Annotated in this window: 19 protein-coding genes; 15 read left to right on the forward strand and 4 right to left on the reverse strand. The window is 50.1% G+C overall.

Going from position 1 to position 19,933, the window contains the following annotated elements:
- Position 1 precedes the first annotated feature (1 nt).
- From METH5_RS15270 to pqqA, 6 genes are all read left to right on the forward strand, one after another.
- Positions 2–634 carry a DUF1826 domain-containing protein gene (locus METH5_RS15270; protein WP_051412978.1) on the forward strand — a complete coding sequence of 211 codons (633 nt, stop codon included), beginning with the start codon at positions 2–4 and terminating at the stop codon, positions 632–634.
- A 27-nt stretch (positions 635–661) separates the two neighbouring features.
- Positions 662–2,728: a TonB-dependent receptor gene (locus METH5_RS0114060; protein ID WP_029149104.1), complete on the forward strand. Its 2,067-nt coding sequence runs from the start codon at positions 662–664 to the stop codon at positions 2,726–2,728.
- Positions 2,725–3,438, forward strand: coding sequence for an ATP-binding cassette domain-containing protein (locus METH5_RS0114065; RefSeq protein ID WP_029149105.1), 714 nt, complete (start codon positions 2,725–2,727; stop codon positions 3,436–3,438). The genes METH5_RS0114060 and METH5_RS0114065 overlap by 4 nt, the downstream gene beginning before the upstream one ends.
- Positions 3,435–4,844, forward strand: a complete 1,410-nt coding sequence (locus tag METH5_RS0114070; protein ID WP_029149106.1) for a DUF3526 domain-containing protein — start codon at positions 3,435–3,437, stop codon at positions 4,842–4,844. Before METH5_RS0114065 ends, METH5_RS0114070 begins: the two co-directional genes overlap by 4 nt.
- A complete protein-coding gene (locus tag METH5_RS0114075) occupies positions 4,841–6,109 on the forward strand; it encodes a DUF3526 domain-containing protein (protein WP_029149107.1) in 1,269 nt (422 codons plus the stop codon). Before METH5_RS0114070 ends, METH5_RS0114075 begins: the two co-directional genes overlap by 4 nt.
- A gap of 138 nt (positions 6,110–6,247) precedes the next feature.
- Positions 6,248–6,319, forward strand: a complete 72-nt coding sequence (gene pqqA / locus METH5_RS15570) for a pyrroloquinoline quinone precursor peptide PqqA (protein ID WP_081624291.1) — start codon at positions 6,248–6,250, stop codon at positions 6,317–6,319.
- Positions 6,320–6,422: 103 nt separating this feature from the next.
- Here pqqA and METH5_RS0114080 read toward each other — a convergent pair whose 3' ends face one another.
- A complete protein-coding gene (locus tag METH5_RS0114080; protein WP_029149108.1) occupies positions 6,423–7,157 on the reverse strand; it encodes a hypothetical protein in 735 nt (244 codons plus the stop codon).
- A 310-nt stretch (positions 7,158–7,467) separates the two neighbouring features.
- A complete protein-coding gene (locus METH5_RS0114085; RefSeq protein WP_029149109.1) occupies positions 7,468–8,490 on the reverse strand; it encodes a GlxA family transcriptional regulator in 1,023 nt (340 codons plus the stop codon).
- Between the two features lie 144 nt (positions 8,491–8,634).
- Here METH5_RS0114085 and METH5_RS0114090 point away from each other — a divergent pair, with 144 nt between their 5' ends.
- From METH5_RS0114090 to METH5_RS0114105, 4 genes are all read left to right on the forward strand, one after another.
- Positions 8,635–9,276 carry an FMN-dependent NADH-azoreductase gene (locus METH5_RS0114090; RefSeq protein WP_029149110.1) on the forward strand — a complete coding sequence of 214 codons (642 nt, stop codon included), beginning with the start codon at positions 8,635–8,637 and terminating at the stop codon, positions 9,274–9,276.
- A gap of 15 nt (positions 9,277–9,291) precedes the next feature.
- A complete protein-coding gene (locus METH5_RS0114095) occupies positions 9,292–9,600 on the forward strand; it encodes a YciI family protein (protein ID WP_029149111.1) in 309 nt (102 codons plus the stop codon).
- A gap of 174 nt (positions 9,601–9,774) precedes the next feature.
- Complete coding sequence (locus METH5_RS0114100; RefSeq protein ID WP_029149112.1) at positions 9,775–10,089, forward strand: hypothetical protein; 315 nt, start codon at positions 9,775–9,777, stop codon at positions 10,087–10,089.
- A gap of 175 nt (positions 10,090–10,264) precedes the next feature.
- A complete protein-coding gene (locus METH5_RS0114105; protein ID WP_029149113.1) occupies positions 10,265–10,966 on the forward strand; it encodes an OmpW family protein in 702 nt (233 codons plus the stop codon).
- A gap of 99 nt (positions 10,967–11,065) precedes the next feature.
- Here METH5_RS0114105 and METH5_RS0114110 read toward each other — a convergent pair whose 3' ends face one another.
- Positions 11,066–11,899: an SAM-dependent methyltransferase gene (locus tag METH5_RS0114110; RefSeq protein ID WP_029149114.1), complete on the reverse strand. Its 834-nt coding sequence runs from the start codon at positions 11,897–11,899 to the stop codon at positions 11,066–11,068.
- Between the two features lie 221 nt (positions 11,900–12,120).
- Here METH5_RS0114110 and METH5_RS0114115 point away from each other — a divergent pair, with 221 nt between their 5' ends.
- Complete coding sequence (locus METH5_RS0114115; protein WP_029149115.1) at positions 12,121–13,188, forward strand: YdiY family protein; 1,068 nt, start codon at positions 12,121–12,123, stop codon at positions 13,186–13,188.
- A 170-nt stretch (positions 13,189–13,358) separates the two neighbouring features.
- Positions 13,359–14,300, forward strand: coding sequence for a ribosome biogenesis GTPase YlqF (ylqF, locus tag METH5_RS0114120; protein WP_029149116.1), 942 nt, complete (start codon positions 13,359–13,361; stop codon positions 14,298–14,300).
- Between the two features lie 22 nt (positions 14,301–14,322).
- Here ylqF and METH5_RS0114125 read toward each other — a convergent pair whose 3' ends face one another.
- Complete coding sequence (locus METH5_RS0114125) at positions 14,323–15,513, reverse strand: GGDEF domain-containing protein (protein WP_232411061.1); 1,191 nt, start codon at positions 15,511–15,513, stop codon at positions 14,323–14,325.
- 205 nt (positions 15,514–15,718) lie between these two features.
- Here METH5_RS0114125 and METH5_RS0114130 point away from each other — a divergent pair, with 205 nt between their 5' ends.
- The 3 genes from METH5_RS0114130 to METH5_RS0114140 all read left to right on the forward strand — a co-directional run bounded on the left by METH5_RS0114130 (position 15,719) and on the right by METH5_RS0114140 (position 19,892).
- A complete protein-coding gene (locus METH5_RS0114130; protein ID WP_029149118.1) occupies positions 15,719–17,746 on the forward strand; it encodes a UvrD-helicase domain-containing protein in 2,028 nt (675 codons plus the stop codon).
- Positions 17,747–17,825: 79 nt separating this feature from the next.
- Complete coding sequence (gmd, locus tag METH5_RS0114135; RefSeq protein ID WP_029149119.1) at positions 17,826–18,911, forward strand: GDP-mannose 4,6-dehydratase; 1,086 nt, start codon at positions 17,826–17,828, stop codon at positions 18,909–18,911.
- A gap of 3 nt (positions 18,912–18,914) precedes the next feature.
- Positions 18,915–19,892 (forward strand): GDP-L-fucose synthase, encoded by a 978-nt coding sequence (locus tag METH5_RS0114140; RefSeq protein WP_029149120.1) that lies wholly within the window; start codon positions 18,915–18,917, stop codon positions 19,890–19,892.
- The last annotated feature ends 41 nt before the right edge of the window (positions 19,893–19,933 follow it).

The following is a 19,933-nucleotide window of genomic DNA, read 5'->3' on the forward strand; positions in this document are numbered from 1 at the left end:
CATGCTGGCGACAGCGACCAGCAGCCACGATCTGCATCCTCCTGAGTTGAGCGACCGTGGGTTGAATGCCAGCAATTTCAACCCTATGGCACTATTGCCCATTTTTGCTAAAGACCAGCAAGTATGCATGGTTACGCGTGCAGCTGCGCCTGCCATTCAGCAATATCTGGCACAAACGGCACACCACATCGCCCCCGGGGTGCGCATCACAGTGGATACCACGCAAGTAATGAGCAACCAGCTGCATAGGCAAATAGGCTTGCCAGAGGGGAAAGGTAAGCAGGCATTGCTGACAGATATGGCACAATTAGCGGCGGTGTACGCAGACTTGCTCGGATGCCCGCACATTGGCTTGCGGCTTGAAGTCACCTCTCAAGCCATGTGCCCCAAGTTTCATATAGATCGCACGGGCATTCGCCTGTTGTGCACCTATTTGGGGCCGGGCACAGAATGGCTAGACACTGACACGCATCGCCGGGCCTTGCCCGTCATTATGCAAGCACCGGCGTTTGCGCTTGTGCTGCTCAAGGGCAGTGCCTGGCAAGGCAATCAGCATGCGGGCGTGATGCATCGCTCACCCGAGGTGCCGCATGGTGAGCAACGCGTACTATTGGCGCTGGATGCCCTCTGGTAAACATATTCGATAATAAAGAGAACACACATGAAAAGAAAAACCATTGCCAGCCTGATCGCACTCTTGCTATGGCCGGCGTTACCCACGCTAGCCGCAGAAGCAGATGCACGCACCAGCGCCGATGAAGAGGCAATAGACACAGAGCGCAAACTTAAAGACAAAAAAGACGCCGCAATCAACACCCCAATAGAGCTTGATACCATCGTGGTGCTGGGCAAGCAAGCCGTGCTCAATGTAGATAAAGGCCTGGCCGGGTCGGTCGACGTGATTACACGTGATGAGCTGGAATATGAGCACGTGACCGACACCCTGGAGCTATTTAGCAAAACCCCGGGCGTGGTGCTGTCGCGTTTTAGTCAGGGCATTGTCAATACAGAAATTTCTATTCGCGGCTTTAGCGGTGATGGCGAAACCCCTAATGCCAAACTGCTGGTCGACGGCATTCCATCCAATTTGTTTTCTGGCCTCAGTGAGCTGGACTATTTATTTCCGACCAATATTCAAAGCATACAAGTGTTTAAAGGCACCAGTGATGCCAGCACCGGCTTGTTTGCTACCGCAGGCAACTATAAGGTTGAAACACGCAAAGACGCCGGCAAACAATTACAGTTTGGTTATGGCAGCTTTAACACGCGTGAAATGCAAGGCTACTATGGCGAAAAACAAGGTAACTTTAGCCAAAACTACGCCATTGGTTACCGCAAAGGCAATGGTTACCGTGACCACACCGAGAACGAAAAAATTGCCTTATCCGGTCGCTGGCAGCTAGACTTTGAGCAAGCTACCCTGGCGCTGAGTGCCAAATACGGCCAATACAACTCGCCGGAAGCGCCGGGCTATATGCCCAAAGCACTGGCGAGAGCTCATCCGACGGCCGTGGCAGCCAATGCGCTCAACGATAGCGGCGAAAAAGAATTTAAACACTTAAGCCTGCATTATGATTATTTCTTTAATAATGACGTCGACTTAAGCCTCAAAACCTATTGGCAAAATTTTGATCGCGAACGCAATGTGCGGTTTGTTGGCTCGCCAGGCGTTGAAAGCCGTTTTGAAGAACAAACCTCTACCGGGTTGATTGCTAAATTAAACTGGAAAATAAACCCACAGTGGGCATTGGAGTCAGGCTACGACATTGAGCACCAGGCGGTCAGCGAATTCAGACAGCGCTTAACCACGATCCGGCGTGATGCAGATTATGACTTTACTGCACAAGGGATCTACGCAAAGCTTGAAAATACGCCACTAGACTGGCTGCGCTGGAATATTGCCTATCGCGTTGACCGCCTCAATAGCGAGCCTAACAATCGCTTTGTGAGAAACGGCACGACATTGGTCACCTCCATGCTGGATGATCAAACCATTGTGCAACCCAAATTTAACCTGTTTGCCAATGTGAATGCACAGCAAACGGTGTTTATTAATGCCGGGCGCAGCTTTCAAACGCCCACAGGCGTTGACCTCAATACGTTTGGGGGCACCGTCCCGGTCAAGGTCGCCATCAATGATGGCTGGGAGCTGGGCCTGAAAAGCGCATGGGGACATGACTTGAATAGCCGCGTTTCATACTGGCAACAAAAAGCAAACAATGAATTTATCAATATTGATGGTACACGCCAATTGATTGGCGCCACCCGCAGGCAGGGGCTGGATGCCAGCTTTGACTACAAATTGAATGATGCGTGGAGTATTTGGGGCAACGTCTCCAAGGTATACGCAAAAATTGATGAACCCGATGCCCTGCATCCCAACTTTCAAGGTAACCGTATCCGCGGCATCCCCGATCACACCGCCTCGGTGGGTATGCAATTCACCCCGAATACAGACTGGATTGCCCGCCTGCATATCGACAGGCAAGGCGCTTACTACGTGAACGAGAGCAACCAGGGCGGTAAATATGGCGCCTATACCTTAACCAATGCCAATATCGACTATAAAACCAACTGGGGCAGAGTCAGCTTGCTGGCCAACAATATCTTTGATAAATATTATGAGTACGTCTATGACTTTACCAGCACCGGCGCATTGAACCAGTTGAACTTTGCCCCCGGCGCAGGCCGTAACTTCATGCTCACAGCCACGGTGGATTTCAAATGACCGCACTTTTAGCTATTCAGCAACTCAGCCTCAGCTTTGCCGGGCGCCAGGTATTGCAGCAGCTTGACCTCACATTGCAGGCGGGCGAAGTCGTCTCGGTCTTAGGCAGCAATGGTGCTGGTAAATCCACCCTGCTCAAAAGCATTCTTGGCTTGCATGATGGGCGCGTCATGCAAACAGGTGTAATACACATCGCAGGCATAGACCTCTTGCAGGCACGCCAGCAGGCACTGTCACAACTGGCCTATGTGCCCGAACAACCCGCCGTGTATGGCCACCTGTCTGCCATTGAAAACATTCGTTACTTTTTGAGCCTGGGGGCCGTTAGCCAAACATTGAATATCACCACTTGTTTGAGCATGGCCGGCTTGCCGGAACAGGCCTGGCACCGCCCCTGCAGTGATTACTCCAAAGGCATGAAACAAAAAGTGATGTTGGCACTGGCGCTGGCAAAACAAGCCAAGCTATTACTGCTGGATGAGCCAAATTCTGGCCTTGATCCACAGGCGACCGAAGAACTGAACCAGTTGATCATGCAATGCAAACAGCAGGGCATGGGCGTATTAGTGGTCACGCATGATGTGCTCTCGGCCATGGCATTTTCTGACCGTTTGCTGATGCTGGCCAACGGCCAGCTCTCCGCAGTTAGCATAGACCAGCAGGCGCTGACCTTAGATAACCTCAAGCGACTTTACCAGGGGCAGCTATGAATCTCACGCCGCTCTTAAAAATCGCCTGCAACGAATGGCGGCGTTTGTGGCATGCCCGTGTGCCTGCCTTGCTATTCACTGTGCTGGTGGCGCTGTGGCTCATTGCCGCCCTCGCCGCTCACCATCACTGGCAAGACCATGCACGCACCGTGGCAGAAGTCACGCAACGCAGCCAGCAGGACTGGCAATCTCAACCCAACCGCCATCCGCACCGGGTGTCGCATTATGGTGATTTTGTCGCCAAACCACTGCATCCGCTCAGCGTCATCGAACCGGGCATTCTCGACCAATCTGGCCACTTGGTGTATCTGGAGGCGCATCGCTTAAACAGTGCCAACTTTAACCCTGCCACCGAAGCCACCAGCCTTGGGCGTTTTCCGCTGATGACGCCCGCCATGATTGTGCAATGGTGGATGCCTCTGTTTTTAATCATGATGGCTTACAACACCATCACCGCAGAAAAAATCACCGGCACGCTGGCGTTTATGCGCGGTAACGGCACGCCTGGCTGGCAGATTGCGGTTGGCAAATGGCTAGCCTTGTTTTTACCCCTGTTGCTTTTGCTATGCATACAGGCCGCGCTCACCTGGGTCTGGAGCAGAGGCAGTGATCAGCTTGAGCTCAGGCTGGCAGCCATGCTATTAGCACAAATCATGTATATCGCAGGCTGGTGTTTATTGGTGGTGGCGGTTTCCTGGCATAGTCGTCAACTGCATAGTGCTTTGCTCACCTTGCTGCTGTGCTGGGTGTGTATATGCATTATTTTTCCACGCGGGCTGGCTAACCTGGCACAGGTATTGCACCCTACCCAGCCACGCACCGAGGCTGAATATCATGCCGAAATTAAGCTCAAAGCGATTGGTGACAGCCATAATCCGCAAGACCCGCACTTTGCTGCGTTTAAAGCCCAACTACTCAAGCAATATGCAGTCACGCGCATTGAAGATTTACCCGTTAACTATAACGGCTTGCTGATGCAAGAAGGCGAACGCCTGACCACCGCGGTGTATCGCGAGCAGCAAGCACTGCATGACCAGCAACTGGCGAAACAAAATGCCAGCATACGACTATGGTGCTGGTTAACACCGGCACTGGCGCTGCAATACGTGCAGATGGCCAGCAGCGGCAACGATTTGGCGCATCATCAAGCATTTATTAGCCAGGCAGAAAATCGCCGCTACCAGTTGATTCAATACCTCAACAGCATTCATAGCCACAAGGTTGTACACGCTGACGATAAAAATACGCGTGTGTCGGCTGAGTTCTGGCAGCACGCGCCACGCCCGGCCATAACAATGGCCAATATGCATGTTAGCCAGGCCAGCCTGCAAACCGCTTTTCTCATTCTACTAGGCTGGATATTGCTGCCCGGCGTATTTCTTTTCAAGGTGAGCCAACGCACATGAAACACGAATTAAAGCTGTTACTTAAACAGCGCAGCATGGTCGCTTTGCTGCTATTCAGCATTGCCCTCACGGCGCTAAGCCTGCTCAATGGCTGGCAAAATATGCAGCATATTCGCGCACAAATCAGCCATGCCCAACAAGAGGAGGCTAGGCGCAAGCAGGACTTTGTGCACCTTCACCAGCATGAAGGCAGCCTGGATGCAGGTGAGGTTGGTTACTACGTGTTTCATAATGTCTACCACCCGCCTGCCGAGTGGAGTTTTATTGCCCTGGGCAACCGGCTGGTCACGCCATATGTGCAGCGCATACGCCTGCTTGGCCTGCAAGGGCAATTGTATGATGGTGAATCGCATCACCCGGAATACGTCATGCTGGGCAGTTTTGATTATGCGTTTTGGCTGGTGTTTTTTTCACCCCTGCTCTGCATTGCCTTGCTGCACGACCTCAAAGCCAGCGAGCATCAGGCGCAAAGATTGCTGTTTTTACAAAGCCTGGTGGCCTCTCCGGCGCAATTCTGGTTAAAACGCGTGCTGACCCGGGCGCTGCTGATTGCAGCCACCTTCACGCTGCCAGTGCTGGTCTTTGCAATAGCACATTCGCTGTTTATTTTGCCCTTGTTACAGGTGCTGGCAACCAGCCTGCTTTACATTCTGTTTTGGGCGGCCCTCTGCGCGGGCTTTAGCCTGCATGGCCGCGCACTCAACGCCAGTTTCAATGCACTGGCATTGGCGAGCGCTTGGTTACTGTGCTGTGTAGTATTACCTAACCTGGGCCAGCTCTGGTTACATCGGCAATTACCGTTACAAGATGGTAGCCAGATTGCCCTGCAACACCGGCAACTGGTGCATGGCGCCTGGGACTTACCCAAAGCCAATACCCTGGACCCGTTTTATGCCTTGTATCCGCAATGGCAACACTCCGCCCCCGTTACCGGCCGCTTTCACTGGAAATGGTATTACGCTTTTCAACACATGGCCGATGTTCAACTGCAGGCGCAAGTTGCAGCAAGAGAACACATACTGAAGCAGCGTGACCAGGCCACCCAACAGCTAGGCCTGCTACTGCCCAGCGTGTGGGTACAGCGTAGCCTGGAAAATGTGGCACAAAGTAATGTGACCCACCTGCTGGCGCATCGTCAACGCATTGCAGACTTTCACACCCAACTGCGGCACGCTATTTACCCCGCATTATTCAATGAGCAACCGTTATCCGTGGAAGCCTTCGAGCAATTGCCCGTGTTTGGCACTCAGGCCAGCCATGAATAAACAGCGTCACTTCTAGGTAAAATCATGAGCTGTTTTTACGGATTCGCTTCAGGGTCATTTTTAAACCGCGGCGTATAGTGAGAGTCATGCAAGCACATCAATCATGATGCGTTTAAATAAACAACCAAGGAGATCATTATGTGGACTAAACCAGCTGCTACTGAAATGCGTTTTGGCTTTGAAGTGACAATGTACGTCATGAACAAATAATTAACTTTGGTCTTAAGCAATTAAGATTAGATTAAATAAAAAAAACCGCCGATATACGGCGGTTTTTTGTTGCCTTACGCAACTTCTGTCAGTAGCTTATACATTAAACAAACCATTGACGACGGCGCATCAAGCCCAACAAGCCCATACTTGCCAGCCACATGGCATAGACTTCAGGCTCTGCCACCGCTGACACAGTTCTGGTAAAAATTTGATTGCCAGAGCACCCTACTCCAAACTCATCAGCACATGTTTGAGCGACAACCTGATAACCCGTTTCTACAGCAGCCTCTACAAGCAACGGGTTTCCATCCAGGTCTAAAATCAAGTTGCCGTCCGCATCAAACTGCTGCTGCAACTTTGTGCCAATTAAGTTCTCTAGTACAGAAAACTGAAATAAACTATAAGTGCCGCTAGGCACAGGACTCCCATTGGGTGTGTAAGTTAATCCCAAAAAATCAACACTTGCGCCAGGCTCTAAGACCAATGTTTGAATCTTTTCATAACCATCGGCAGTATCAACAAAATTTGCAGCATAGGGAGTACCTGTTGAAAAACCACACCCTCCCGTAAATGTATCAGTGGAGCATCGATACCCGGTCGTATAGATTTTATTTGTGACTGAAAGCCAGTCTGCTGGCGCATCTGAAAGGTCTAAATAATCCATTCTTTCAGAGCTGGCATCCAAGGTGAATTTAAGTGACACTTCCACTACATCATTCGCGCCGACAATGCCAGTCGGTTCATTAAATACCAAACTACCTGTTGGCATGGCTTGCGCATGACTAGACATGCCAAAGATAGCCAGAGATGCATATACCCATTGATTGATGTTCATTGGTTTCTTTCAGTTTTTACGATTATGTTAGAAATTATGTCAGTTGTACTGCATGCTGCATTAAGCACGCTGCGGCTGTATTAAACTCAAGATATTTACAGCGATTTAAAGTGGTTAGCCAGCCGCAACAGATTTTACGCAATTGGATAGCTATTCATTTACTCACGAACAGCCTCAATTAAGTTTAATTTTATTAACCAATATTAACACATAAATTTAAAATAAAACCGCAGCATAAACATCGCAACTGCGGCAGTAGATACTTTTTATCCGTAATGAACGGCTAGGGCATCAGATCACTGTACATATGTTAACTGAGAGCATGTTGCCCACCATAACGGGCACTAGACCACCGTTTGTAATCTACCGGCGTCATGCCGATCAGCTTAGTGAAAGCGCGCCTGAAGGCGGTCTCTTCTGTATAGCCGCATTGCAATGCAATTTGTTTAATGCTGGCGCCTGGTGTTTCAAGCAATACGCAGGCAGTCTCAATTCTGACGCGGGTGATGAACTGTTTTGGTGATTCATTGGTTAAGTCTTTGAGGCGCCTGTGGAGCGTTCGCTCACTCAGGTTAACGGCTTTGGCCAGGCCGGTAGCCGTTAATTGAGGATGATTGTGCCGGATAATTTGCTCAGCCTTGAGTAATAGAGGGTCGGACGTATTCATGAAGCCGCGCGGCGCATAGACCATCTGCGGCAGTGGCTGGCTATCGGTCACCGAAAAATCAGCCACCATTTTAGCCACGTCGGCCCCGGCAAGACGCTTGATGATATGCAATGCCAAATCAACCCAGGACAAAGGGCCGCCGGTGGTAACAATGTTGTCTTGCTCTTCGATTGCAGTCCCCCATACGGTCCGCGCCTTGGGAAATTTTCGTTTAAAAGCATGATGTAACCACCATGTCGTGGTACAGCGCCGATGATCAAGCAGGCCAGCCTCACCCAAGACAAATGTGCCCGCACAAGCAGCGCCGACCAGTACATCCTGGCGGTGCTGTTGCGTGAGCCAAGCGGCAGCCTCGGTGATCGAAGGCGCGCCAGGCGGCAGGCCGTCCGGGCCGAGTGCCATGCCGGCCACTAAAGCAGCATCATATTTAAGCCCTTGGCCAAACGAATGATCTACCGGGATCAGCCGCCCTTGAGGGTCGCGTAAACTTTTGCCATCGGCGCTCACAATGATGGTTTCAAAGCAAAGCTGACTTAGATTTGACAAATGCCCTACGCTACTCACTGGCAGTGTGTTGAGCATTTGATTCGTCATCCAGAATAAGTCCGATAACCCAGCGATCGCAGAGAGCAAGCTGCCATCAACTGCAACAATCGCAATACGCACAATGTTCTCCTTAACGACACTCACAATGGCGAATTTTGCATGAATTATGTCTTATTTGCCACCTTATCGCCTGAATAAAGCCTCTATAAAATACTTGCTATGCAGTTTTTCAACCCAGTAGATTCTATTAACAATGAGGCCAACATGAACATTTTGCATATTGACTCCAGCATGATGCAGAGCGATTCCATCACCCGTGAGTTGTCAGCGAGCATCGTGGCTCAGATTAAAATCAGCCATCCCCACGCGCAAGTGACCTACCGTGATCTGGTTAAAAATGAAGTCACGCACCTGACTCAGGCAATTGCTGCCGGATTTCGAAACACCGGCTTGACCGACTTTGACCATGCCACCTTAAAAGAGCATCAACTTTCCGAGCAATTGGTCACTGAGTTTCTGGCTAGCGACTTCATTGTCATCGGCGCGCCCATGTACAACTTCTCAGTGCCAACCCAATTAAAATCCTGGCTGGATCGCCTGGCTCAAGTGGGCAGAACGTTTAGCTATACAGCCAATGGCCCGGTTGGCCTGGCCAGCGGAAAACGTATTATTGTGGCTTCGGCGCGAGGTGGCTTTTATGCAAACACTGCCATAGCATTCATGGATTTTCAAGAGAGCTATCTCAAGGCTTTTTTTGCTTTTATGGGCATTCGCGACATCCACTTTGTTAGCGCTGAAGGCGCTTCAAAAGGCGAGCAAGTCAAAGCTGAAGGCATCCGCGCAGCTAAAGACGCCATCCCTGCAGCACTGATCAACCTCACCGACCTGTCTGCACACACAGCCTAACTAAAGGAGAAATGCATGTTATACGCAATCACTATTAAATATATTCAAACCGCCGAGCAGATTAAACAACATCTGGAGTCGCACAAGGCCTGGTTGGAAAACTATATCCACACAGGTGCCATCCTTGTGGCCGGGCCACTTGAAAGCAATATTGGCGGTTTTATTTTAGCGTTTGGCAAGCAGTTGTCCGTGATACAAGAGATGGTAGAAAACGATCCTTTTTATATTCATCAACTGGTTACGTTTGATATTCAGGCTTTTGATCCAAAAATTGGCGCGAGCAGCTTTCCTGAGCAATGGGCACCAGAGGCAAAACGTCTATAACGCAGCGTGCGTGTTGATTAGATGCCAGCAGCCATCAGGAACCTTATGCCCCTGATGGTTACTAATCATCAATGTTTCATTGCCAACAATGGTTTGGCGACCAGAGACATCTATGTATTATTGGCCTTATAATCACCTCGCTATTTTGCTATTACGTTTTTCACGGAGTGCCGCATGCGTCTACAAACTGTTTCTGTTTTATTACTGATTGCCACACTGAGCCAACCAGTGTTTGCCCGCAATATTCTTAACGAGCAAACCGATGCCGCCACTGCGCGTGATGCCGTTGGCGATGCCATGAGCAAACTGACTGACCTTGAGCAGAGAATTAAATCGCAGGAAGCCCTGGTTGCACAGGAGCAGGCTAAGCTGAAGCAATATCAATCAGACAAAGCGCAGACAGAAAAAGACCTGGAAACCAAAAAAGCTATTTTTGAGCAAAAATCCAAAGTGCTGGATGATGCCTGGAAACAGCGTAACGACTATTAGTTTTACCTCAACACCCACCACCCGGATAGCAACAACTTGCTATCCGCGCCTCGCTTGCTCACTTTAGGTCACCTCACGCCACACAAAGCCGTGTCGAGTTGATTTGGGTCAATATCAGGTTTAGCCAGTAAACCTACAATGGCCTCAAATCAATGCACCTAATGGAGTGATCACAATGAAAAAAACCGCAATCTGTTTAATGCTGGCCGCCTTATTGCCTGCCACCAATGCCTATGCCGAACAAGGTGACTGGGTTGTTCGTCTGCGTGCAACTAACGTAAGCCCTAACGAAAGCAGTCGGCTTGGCAGCACAGTCAACAAAGCTGTGGGGGCGAGTGTGATGACACCCAGTGCCGACTTGAAAGTCGACAGCAACACCATCCCAGAATTGGACATTAGCTACTACTGGACCAAAAACATTGCCACCGAGCTGATTTTAGCGCTGGGTAGCAAACATGATGTCAAAATCAGCGGCGACAGTGCTGGCGTGGTTGGTAACCAGCATCTGGGCAGTATTGATGCGTTGCCACCGACACTCACCGTGCAATGGCACTTTAACCCTGACCAGACCATTGACCCTTATGTGGGCGCAGGCTTGAATGCCACCTTTATGCTAGACCGTAACTTGCGCTTTAGCTCTGGCGCGACGGCAGGCGAAAAAATCAAAATTGACCGCAGCAGCTTTGGCCCAGCCTTGCAAGCGGGTGTGGATATCAACCTGAAAGATGGCTGGTTATTGAACGCGGATGTGAAGTACGTCTGGATGGATACTGATGTTGAAATGAAAAGCGCGACCACTGGCAACCGCTGGGCAAAAATTGACTCTCTGGACATCAACCCTTGGGTGATCAGCTTAGGGGTCGGCAAGCGTTTTTAAGCCTTGCTCGTAAAGTCTCTTCCCTGGGGCATGTAATACGCTCCATTCGCCTCTGATGCCTCCCCAGTGTCAGAGGCTTTTTTACAGGCCAATAGGCGCTTATTGAAAGTTAAAGCGCGCAGCAAGACTGCTTAAATTAAGCTGCTCCAGCAGTTGTTGCCCGCGCTCGCGGGCGCTGCGTTTACGCTGACCGGTATATTTAGCAATGATGAGCTCATTTTTCATCGAGTGCTCCCAGCCAACCAGCTCTGTCACTGTCACCTGGTAGCCATGCGCTTCAAGCTCAAGACAGCGTAATACATTAGTCACCTGGCTGCCAAACTCACGGGTATGGATAGGGTGACGCCACAACTCACTGAGAAAAGTTTGGGCCAGCGTCTCGGCTTTGTGCTGGCGCATCACCTCTGCCACCTCGGCCTGGCAGCAAGGCACCAGCACCATAAACTGCGCCTGCTTTTGCAAGCCAAATGCAATGGCATCATCCGTCGCCGTATTGCAGGCATGCAATGCGGTCACAATATCCACGGTTGCTGGCAATTGTTGCGACTGCATGGCCTCAGCCACAGTTAAATGCTCAAACTGCATGCGGTCAAAGCCGCATTCTTGCGCAAGCTGGCGTGACTTTTCAATCAACTCGCCGCGGCTTTCAATGCCGATCACTTGCCCCGCAGCATGTTGCTTGAGCAATAAGTCATACAAAATAAAGCCGAGATAAGATTTGCCTGCACCGTGGTCTACCAATACCGGCTGCGATTGTTTGTCCATCACCGCTTGCATCAATGGCTCGATAAAATTCACCAGATGATAAACCTGCTTGAGTTTGCGGCGGCTATCCTGATTGAGTTTGCCATCGCGCGTGAGGATATGCAGCGCCTGCAATAAGGGGAGTGATTGCCCGGGCTTCACTTCGGGCGGCAAGTGTGGGTTGACCATGCGTATTGCTGCTTTAAAATACCAATGTGCCAGTTTAACAGTATTGGCTGCGGTTTCGATGTTGCGCATCGTTTCGGGAACTCAAAAGCGGTTTTGCGAATCTTGTCTATTAGCAGGCGGTCAGCATTTATCAGCATCACCGCCTTTGCAGCGGGTTTGCATCAGCTGCATTCAATTCGCTGCTTAACAGCGCTGTTGTTCAATCGTATCAGGGAGTATTTATGCCTTACAGTGTCACCAAGCTGGCTTTTTTAGCCTCGCGCAAAACGGTCAAACTCGTTTTGCTGCTGCCCGCGACTTTATCCATGTTTTCCAACCTCGTGTTTGCGGATACGATTTGGCTAAAAAATGGCGATAAAATCACCGGCACATTAGGCGTTAAAATCTCCAACAAGCTGACGGTTAAAACCAGCTATGCCGACGAAGTGAAAATTAACTGGAACGATATTCACAGCATAGATGCTGACAAACCCATACTGATGCAGCTGTCTGATGGCAGCATTGTCAACGGCCGCCTGATACACACGGATGAAGGCCAGGTGATTCTGGATGAAGAAACCAACACCCCGCTGGTAGATACCGAGCTTGATGAAATCCACTATATCAACCCCAGCCGCGACCTGATTGGTGAAGGCTATGTCTGGACCGGCAACTTAAGCCTGGGCGGCGCTTTTAACAATGGCAACAGCACTAACCGCAACATGCAGTTTAACGGTGAGTCGGTGTTACGCGGCTTGGATAATCGTTATACGGTGCAAGGCTATTACTACTGGGCAGAAGATAACGACCAGCAAACACAGAACAACGCGCGCGTGCGCGGGCAGTATGACCACTTTTTCACTAAAAAATGGTTTAGCTACCTCAACACCATCCAGGAAAAAGACCGCTTTAGAGATATTAAACTGCGTAGCACCTATGGTGTGGGGTCTGGTTACCAGATTTTTGAGGGTGAAAAACTGAATCTGTCAGTCGAGGGCGGTGTGTCTTTGATTACACAGGATTATTACGAAGAAAGTGATGACAGGCATGCCGCTTTGCGCTGGGCCGTTAACTATAACCAGTATCTGTTTGACTCATTTGTACAGGCATTTCACCGGCATGAGGTGTTATATACGCCAAGCTCGCCGTCACAAATACTTGTGTATAGCTCGACCGGTCTGCGGTTTCCGTTTATTTTTGGCTTGAGTGCATCCACGCAGGTCGACTATAACTACGATAGCCGCCCGGTGGATGACCGCGTTAAAGGTGATACGCGCGCCCTGTTCACCTTAGGCTATAGCTGGAAATAAACAAGCGGATTTGCGCAATATTTAAGGAGTGGCCGCTTAAATGTTAAAATAGGCGCTTATGTTGATTTAACCCATCGCAATCACCGCATTGTCAGCATGGAATAAACCAATACTGGGTACGGCAAAGGACATTGATACCGTATTTTTTGAGTTGAAGATGGAGCAAAAATATGGCGATACAATGGTTTCCTGGGCACATGACCTCTGCCCGCAAAAAAGCAGAAGAAACACTGGAGCACATCGACGTAGTGATTGAAGTGCTAGATGCGCGTGTGCCAGCCGCCAGCCACAACCCGATGATTGAGGACATGCGCAATTTTCGCCAGCGGCCTAACCTCAAAATCCTCAATAAAGCAGATTTGGCCGACCCGCAAGTCACCCAGGCCTGGCTAAACTACTTTAACAAACAACCCAATACCAAAGCGGTTGCGCTGTCGTGTAAAAAACCAGGGGACGCTAAAAAAATCCCGGATTTGTGTCGCCAACTGGCACCGCACCGCGGCACGCCACTTAAACCGTTGCGCATGATGATCATGGGCATCCCTAACGTGGGTAAGTCTACCTTAATGAACGCCCTGCTTAACCGCCGTGCGGCCAAAGTGGGCGATGAGCCCGCCGTGACTAAAAGCCAGCAACGATTTGATTTGAGCGACAGCACCAACATTACTGACACACCAGGCATGATGTGGCCAAAAATCGAGCATGAGTCAGATGGTTATCTGCTGGCCGCCAGCCACGCCATTGGCCGCAATGCGGTGATTGATGAAGATGTGGCCGAGTTTTTGGGCAGCCTGTTATTAAAACAGTATCCAGCGCTGATGAACACGCGTTTTAAACTCGATGTGATGAAGCTGGACGTGACCAGTATGGACGGCATCGACTTGCTGCAAGCGATTGCCAAACGCCGCAGCTACAAACGTAACGATGGTGCGTGGGATATGGAGCGCACCGCCATGGCCTTACTCACCGATTACCGTAGCGGCGCCATTGGCCGCGTCAGTCTGGAATCCCCGCACAGCCGGGCAGAGATGATCGCCGAGGCCGCAGAACGCGCCGCCGCAAAGAAAAAAGCCGCTGAAGATCAAGCGGCCCCTGAGCCAGATAGCTTATAACCGCCACAGCTTAATCAAACACTCAAGCAATCAGGCTGGCATGCCGCTTGGCAGGTTTGCCAGCGTCTGGCGGCTTGTTTAAAAGCTGGTCGATATTGCTGGCAATGCGATTACGGCCATTTTGTTTAGCTTTGTACAAGTTTTGGTCGGCCCCGGCAAACAGGCCCTCTAACACATAACCCACGGTTTCAGAGCTGACCGCACCCACACTCACCGTGCATTTGATGGCCTGCGTGTCGCTACTCATGCTCTCTACACCAGCAATGCTCACCGGCGTCACCTCAATAATACGGCGGATACGCTCCGCCAGAATCATCGCCTCATGCTCACCCGTGTTGGGCATTAAAATACAAAACTCTTCGCCACCATAACGGCCAATCACATCGCCACCTCGCAATGCGGCACGTATGGTGCCCGCGCAAGATTTAAGCACCACATCGCCCACCAGGTGCCCATACACATCATTGACCTTTTTAAAGTAGTCTAAATCGACAATCAACATACCCATGGGTAAGCGAATACGTTGTGACACGGCCTGCATGCGCGTGGCTGCCTCTTGCAGGCCACGGCGATTTAATACACCTGTCAGCCCATCCAGCGTGGCAATCGCCTGTAAACCCGCCTGCGCCCGCACATGCATCACCAGCACCAACAAACTGGTCACCGCGGTGATGACCAGCATGGCTGCGCTCATCATATAGGCATGGATATGCCACTGCGCAAATGACTGCAAGCTGCCATCTTCCCCCAGCATCACTTTCACTGCCAGAAAAGCCAGCATTAAACTAACCACCGCAAACAGGCTGCAACACAGCCAGAACACATGCGCCACAAAGTCTTTACCATGCCCGACCAGGCTGCGGCTACCGTAGCCAAACACCCACATTAACACGACCAGGTTGCTAAGGAGTATCCATCTGTCCGGCGTATGTGTATTCAGCATCACCGCATTGCAGGCGAGCAAGGTTGTCACCACCAGCAAGGCCCAATAACGATAAACACGGTAGCCCCTGAGCAGGCGGATACCGTTGACAAACAGGCTGACACCGAGCGCAATGACCGTGACCGCAGCGGCCTCGTAAATGCTGGGCGGACCATAGATGAGAGAGGTTTGCGAAAGAAAATAAATAGCAAGCCCAGCGCCTAATAGCAGCAGGCCGCGTACCCAATGCATGATCAGGTTGCGTTGCTGATAGGCGCCAAAAATCAACAAGACCAGAACCAGCGTTAAGGTAAGTCCAATTGATGATAGAATGACACTGTTGAGATCAAACACAGGGGCGGACAAAGTTAGTTTACCTGAAAAACATAATACTATGGTTGAGCGACTATACCCATATAAATGAAGGGGTTAAATAGTCCATACAGGCTAATTCCCTCCCCCGCTTTGTTGTTTACCACAAACCCTGAAGTTCCCCATGCAGCATCTACTGAACCCCCCACAGCGCGAAGCAATTCATTATCTTGACGGCCCCTTATTGGTACTGGCCGGTGCAGGGAGTGGCAAAACACGCGTGATTACGCAAAAAATTGCCTACCTGATTAACGAGGCAGGCTATAAAGGCAACCAAATTGCCGCCATCACGTTTACCAATAAAGCCGCGCGTGAAATGCAAGAGCGCGTCACGCCGCTGCTAGAAGGCAAAAGTGGCAAAGGCCTGACCGTGACCACGTTTCACTCCATGGGCCTGCACATTTTGCGTCAAGAAGCTGCGCTGCTGGGTTATAAGCCGCAGTTCTCTATTCTGGATGCCTCAGACAGCTTTAAGATCCTCAGTGACATTTTGGCCACCACAGACAAACAGTTGCTGCGTAAAACACAATGGCAAATTTCTGGCTGGAAAAATGCGTTTGTGAGCCCTGACCAGGCTAAAGCACTGGCCGACGAAGAGCTCACACATGCCGCCGCCCGCGTTTACCAGCTTTACCAGCAAACCTTACGCGCCTATCAGGCCGTCGACTTTGACGACTTGATTAAAGTGCCGGTAGAGCTATTTGAGCAGCATGGCGATACCCTGGACAAATGGCAGCGCAAACTGCACTACCTGCTGATTGACGAATACCAGGACACCAACGCCTGCCAGTACAAGCTGATTAAGCAACTCACCGGCTTGCGCGGCCAATTTACTGCTGTGGGCGATGATGACCAGGCAATTTACGGCTGGCGTGGCGCCGACGTGGAAAACCTGCGCCAGCTCACCACCGATTTTTCAAAACTCAAAGTCATCAAGCTGGAGCAAAACTACCGCTCTACTGTGCGCATTTTGCGCGCTGCCAACCAGGTGATCGCCAACAACCCGAAACTGTTTGAGAAAAAACTGTGGAGTGAGCTAGGCACCGGCGATCTATTACATGTGACCGCCACCCAAAGCGAAGAACACGAAGCCGAAACCGTGGTCATGAAGTTGCAGGCTCACAAATTCGAGCATCGCACCACCTATAAAGATTATGCGATCCTCTACCGCAGCAACCACCAGGCGCGCATTATCGAAAAATTTTTGCGCAACCACAAAATCCCCTACACCATCTCTGGCGGCTCATCCTTTTTTGATAAAGCCGAGATTAAAGACATCATCAGCTACCTGCGCCTGGTTGCTAACGAAGATGATGATCCAGCGTTTATCCGTGCCGCCACCACGCCCAAAAAAGGTATAGGCAACACCACACTGGAGCGCCTGGGTGAATATGCCAGTGCGCACAAAATGTCGTTATTTGCCGCTGCGTTTGAAGGCGGCTTTCAACACGACGTGGGTGCCAAACAGCTCGAAGACCTGCTCACCTTCTGCCGCTATATCCAGACACTACAAGGCCGCGCTGTCAAAGACCCAGCTGGCGAAGTGCTCAACGACTTGCTCACCGCCATCCAATACGAAACTTATTTGTATGATGGTGAAGAAGCCCGTGCTGCTGAGTCGCGCTGGGGCAATGTGATTGAGTTTGTCAGCTGGCTCAGCAAAAAAGGCGAAGGCTCAACCGAATACGGCAATGAATCAGATGGCAAAAACCTGCTCGAACTGACGCAAATGGTGTCACTCATCACCATGCTGGAGGGCCGCGAAGACAGCGAGCCAGACGCCGTCAAACTCTCCACCCTGCACGCCTCCAAAGGCCTGGAGTACGGCCACGTGTTTTTAATCGGCTGCGAAGAAGGCATTTTGCCGCACACCAACTCGATTGACGCTGATCAAATTGAAGAAGAACGCCGCCTGATGTATGTAGGCATCACCCGCGCACAAAAATCACTCAACATCACCTGGTGCAAAAAACGCAAACGCGCCGGTGAAATGCAAGCCTGTGAGCCAAGCCGCTTTATTGCAGAACTCCCCAAAGATGACGTCAAACACTTCGGCAACCCGTTTAACGGACCGGACCAGGTGGCTAGTAAAGATTATGGTAAGAGCAAGATGGCGAATATTAAGGCGATGCTGGCAAGTAAAACAACATAAGACTTAGAACTTCTCCAAACGTAAGCTAAATATTGCTCATGTTATAATCCAAACACTTTTTAACTCAGCAGTTCAAACTATGTCACAAAAAGTCGCTTTAATTACCGGCATCACTGGTCAAGACGGTGCCTACCTCGCTGAACTATTACTTGGCAAAGACTATATTGTGCATGGGGTTAAGCGTAGATCTTCATTGTTTAACACTGACAGAATCGACCACCTATATCAAGATCCGCATATTGAGCATCATAATTTCATCCTGCACTACGGCGACCTGACAGACTCTACTAACCTGATCAGAATCATTCAACAGGTTCAGCCAGATGAAATTTACAACCTGGCCGCCATGAGCCATGTTGCGGTGAGTTTTGAAACACCAGAGTACACAGCTAATGCGGATGGCATTGGTACATTGCGCATTCTGGAGGCCATTCGTATTCTTGGCCTAGAGAAAAAAACCCGTTTTTACCAGGCGTCAACTTCTGAGCTGTATGGTCTGGTACAAGAAACACCACAAAAAGAGACCACTCCATTTTACCCGCGTAGTCCTTATGCCGTAGCTAAAATGTACGCTTACTGGATTACAGTTAACTACCGTGAAGCCTATGGTATTTACGCCTGTAACGGCATTCTGTTTAACCACGAAAGTCCTATCCGCGGCGAAACATTTGTCACCCGTAAAATCACGCGGGCGCTGGCCAGGATCAAACTTAACCTGCAAGATTGCTTGTACCTTGGCAACTTAGATTCATTGCGAGACTGGGGCCATGCCAAAGACTATGTTGAAATGCAGTGGCTGATGCTACAGCAAGAGCAAGCTGAAGATTTCGTCATTGCCACCGGCAAGCAATACAGTGTGCGTGACTTCGTCAATGCAGCAGCCAAGGAATTAGACATCACCGTCACATGGCAAGGCAACGGTGTAGAGGAAAAGGGTTACTGGGGTGACAAATGTATTGTGCAAGTGGACCCGCGTTATTTCAGACCCACCGAGGTAGACACGCTACTGGGTGACCCGACCAAAGCGAAAGAGAAACTGGGCTGGGTACCCAAAACCAGCTTTGAAGACTTGGTTGCTGAAATGGTCCGTGAAGATTACAAATCTGCGCAGCGAGATGAACTCATCAAGCAGCACGGCTATCAAGCCATGGATTATCACGAGTAATCTATGGAAAAGAATGCAAAAATCTACGTTGCTGGTCATCGAGGCCTTGTTGGTTCAGCAATCGTCAAAGCGTTATTAGCGCAAGGCTACACCAATCTGGTGATGCGTACCCATGCGGAACTTGATCTGACTTCACAGCAAGCAGTCATTGCGTTTTTTGCCCAAGAAAAGCCTGAATACGTATTTTTAGCTGCAGCCAAGGTTGGCGGCATTCACGCCAATAACACCTTTCCAGCTGAGTTTATCCATGAAAACCTGGCTATTCAGACCAACGTCATACATCAGTCATATGTAAGTGGCGTCAAGCGCCTGCTTTTTTTGGGCTCCAGCTGCATTTATCCGAAAAGTGCACCTCAACCAATTAAAGAAGAGCACTTGCTTACCGGCCCCCTAGAGCCAACAAACCGTCCATATGCATTAGCCAAAATTGCAGGCATAGAGATGTGCTGGAGTTATAACCGCCAATATGGCACACAATTTTTGGCTGCCATGCCAACCAATCTTTATGGCACTGGCGATAACTACCACCCAGAAAACAGTCATGTGATTCCGGCATTGATTCGAAGGTTTCATGAAGCAAAAGTAAAGTGTCAACCCGAGGTAGTGATTTGGGGAACAGGTACCCCCAAGCGTGAATTTTTATATAGCGAAGATATGGCTGAAGCATGCACACACATTTTAGGCTTAGCGGATCCCGACTTTGCTAGCCTCATAGCAGCAGACAGAAATGATGGCATTCCTCCCATTCTAAATATCGGCTATAACGCAGACATTTCAATCGCTCAATTAGCCGAAACCATTAAAGAAATAACAGCATACGAAGGAAAAATTGTGTTTGATACCAGCAAACCAGACGGCACTATGCGCAAACTAATGGACTCCAGCAGAATTAACCACATGGGATGGACAGCTCAAACTGAATTAAAGAATGGCTTAAAGGCTGCTTACACTGACTTTATTAAGTCGGACATCGCCTCGTAACGTAATTTAATGCTCCATAGACCTTAAGCGTCGGCCTCTTT

This window comes from Methylophilus sp. 5 (assembly GCF_000515275.1).
GTDB lineage: Bacteria > Pseudomonadota > Gammaproteobacteria > Burkholderiales > Methylophilaceae > Methylophilus.